Here is a 2,831-nt window from a genome sequence, read left to right as displayed (position 1 = left end):
CTGCGTGCACGCCAGCTACGCTCTGCGCGATATGGGCATCACCACGATAATGTATAACTGCAACCCCGAAACCGTCAGCACCGACTACGACACGAGTGATATTTTATACTTCGAGCCGATCGATTTCGAGCACGTTAGAGCGGTCATCGAGGCTGAAAGCCCGGACGGCGTGATCGTGCATTTCGGCGGCCAAACGCCGCTAAAGCTCGCCAAGCGCCTAAGCACCGTGGGAGCCAAGATCATCGGCACGAGCGCGCGCACGATAGACGTAGCGGAGGACCGCAAGAAATTTAGCGAGTTTATCGCAAGCATCGGCGTTAAGCAGCCGAAAAACGATACCGCCATAAGCGAAGCCGAAGCGATCGAAAAGGCCGCAGCGATCGGCTATCCGGTGCTTGTGCGCCCTAGCTACGTGCTCGGCGGTCGCGCGATGCGGCGCGTGCATAGCGAAGCCGAGCTTAGGCTGTATATGAGCGAAGCCGTGAGCGTGAGCCACCACTCGCCGGTGCTGATAGATAAATTTTTACTTGACGCGACCGAGCTTGATGTCGATGCGATCTGCGACGGACGCGACGTGTATATTGGCGCGATAATGGAGCATATCGAAGAGGCGGGCATTCACAGCGGCGATAGCGCGAGCATTTTGCCGCCGCTTAGTCTAAGCGCGGAGATGATCGATCTGGTAAGTCGCCAAACCAAAGAGATTGCGCTAAATCTCGGCGTCGTAGGGCTTATGAACATTCAATTCGCGATTTTTGAAAACGAGCTTTACATCATCGAGGTAAATCCGCGCGCGAGCCGCACCGTGCCGTTTGTGAGCAAGGCGAGCGGAATTCCGATGGCAAAGGTCGCTACTCGCGTAATGTGGCAAGGAGGCTTGCGCGAGGCTTTGAAATTTTACGATGAATTCGGCGTACTGGTCGAAGATAAGGGAATTTTAAAGCCGCGTATTAAAAACCATATCTGCGTCAAAGAGAGCGTCTTTCCTTTCAACAAGCTTGCAGGCGCGGATCTGATCCTGGGGCCTGAGATGAAAAGCACCGGCGAGGTGATGGGCATCGGCGAAAATTTCGCCAAAAGTTTCGCTAAATCTCAAATCGGCGCGAGCAACGCGCTTCCAAGCGGCGGCAAGGTATTTTTGTCGCTAGCCGATCACGACAAGCTGCGAGCCGTAGAGCTTGCACGCGCGTTTACGGATGCGGGCTTTAGTATCGCGGCTACGAGCGGCACTCACAAGCTACTGGGCGAAAACGGCGTGGAGTGCGAGTTTGTCTATAAAATTAGCGAGGGTCGCCCAAATATCGAGGACAAGCTCAAAAACGGCGAAATTTCGCTCGTCATCAATACCAGCGATAGTAAATCAAACTCTACCGACGCCGCAAAGATCCGCCAGAGCGTGCTGCGCTTTAGGCTGCCGTATTTTACGACGATGAAGGCGGCGATCGCCGCTACGCGCTCGATCTGCTCGATAAAGGACGACTCCGCGCTTGAAGTTAAAACGCTGCAGGAGTATCTAAGCGGCAGGTAGTATCTTACAAGAATCATAGATTTAATCATTGAGTATTTTGGCTTAGTGGTTAAATTTTACGATTTAAAATTCTAGGGATATGAATATATAAGTCAAAATAGGCTTTTGTAGTGCATATTAGAAATCAGCTCATATATATCAGGTATTAAAATCCTCGTCGTCGACACAGCTCATCGTTCATTACCATTGAGAAGAGCATCTCGTTATCGAGATAATATGTCTGATAAATATATTTAATGCCAGCATCTTTTGCTTTCGAGCCATCACTCAAGCTCATATTAAGAATTCTACAGCTCCTATCTACTATATCGGAGTTATTTTTGTTGTTATGAAGAAATATACTATATAGCCTTTGCTTATATTTTTCTCTATCTATATTTGGTGCAGTAATATGAAATGTATATTTGATCGTTATAGTATCACTTTTACAGACTAAAATAGGGAACATAGTAGCAATTTCACCAACTTCTTGTTTTAAATCATAATCACTCATGATCTGAACTGCAATATTTTGATTGCATCCGTCATTAGCAAATGAAATGCTGATCCCCAATAGAAGAAAAAATATTGTTTTACGCATTTTTTGACCCTTCTGTTATTTGCATATATTTTCCATGCTATGGTTACTAAATAAATTTTTAGATAATTCAATAATCATATTTTTTGCAAAAATTATCATCTACCGTAACTATATAAAAAGGCTCGTTACTATCAAAAAAATATATATAATTTGCTTTTCGTTTTAGACCTAAATTTTGAAAGGTATCTAAAACAGGGCAAATTGAATCGACTGCGATTTTATCAAGTTTTCCTTCTACTTTTAAATACGTAGCTTCTTTTTTAGATATTTTTTTAGATCTTTTCAAATCGGTACCGGTCATCATTGTACTATTTTTGCAGAAAAAAGCAATATATGCTTTTCGTTCTTGTAAGAACGAGTTATTATCTACTAGAAATTTTTGTACCTCTTTATTATCGCATGCATCATAAGCGAACGAAGCGCCGATCGTCAATATAAGAGAAAATATTATTTTGCGCATAGCGTAAAACCTTAAAATTATTTATCAGCAGAAAATTCGCGTAAGCTCGCTAAAGTTTTACCTCTTTGCTCGTTAAGCTCAACGCATATTTCTAAAGCATTGGAGAATTTTTCAAATGCGGTTTTTAGTTTATTTGTATCTTCATTGTTACAACAAAACGACGTTAATTGCTTATCTCCCATATAGATATCTACTGAATTTTGCGGATATTGCGAATTCTCCATATTCGTAATTCTTAGTTTTATTCCCTCAGAATATTGGGT

Annotated in this window: 4 protein-coding genes; 1 reads left to right on the top strand and 3 read right to left on the bottom strand. The window is 43.3% G+C overall.

Translation table 11 applies throughout. The annotated features are described in order from the left end of the window. On the top strand, positions 1–1,528 hold a 1,528-nt coding region (carB, locus tag Q0620_RS01390; RefSeq protein ID WP_298782902.1), incomplete at its 5' end, for a carbamoyl-phosphate synthase large subunit. A gap of 145 nt (positions 1,529–1,673) precedes the next feature. On the opposite strand, the gene Q0620_RS01385 is transcribed toward carB, so the two are convergent. The 3 genes from Q0620_RS01385 to Q0620_RS01375 form a co-directional block, all read right to left on the bottom strand. Beyond that, complete coding sequence (locus Q0620_RS01385) at positions 1,674–2,108, bottom strand: hypothetical protein (protein WP_298782901.1); 435 nt, start codon at positions 2,106–2,108, stop codon at positions 1,674–1,676. 67 nt (positions 2,109–2,175) lie between these two features. Beyond that, on the bottom strand, positions 2,176–2,412 hold the full coding sequence (locus tag Q0620_RS01380) for a hypothetical protein (RefSeq protein WP_298782900.1): 237 nt from the start codon (positions 2,410–2,412) through the stop codon (positions 2,176–2,178). A gap of 173 nt (positions 2,413–2,585) precedes the next feature. Further along, positions 2,586–2,831: hypothetical protein (locus tag Q0620_RS01375; protein ID WP_298782899.1), on the bottom strand; the 246-nt coding region annotated here is incomplete at its 5' end.

Source organism: uncultured Campylobacter sp. (assembly GCF_938017615.1).
Taxonomy (GTDB): domain Bacteria; phylum Campylobacterota; class Campylobacteria; order Campylobacterales; family Campylobacteraceae; genus Campylobacter_B.
This window is presented reverse-complemented; position numbering and strand designations above follow the sequence as displayed.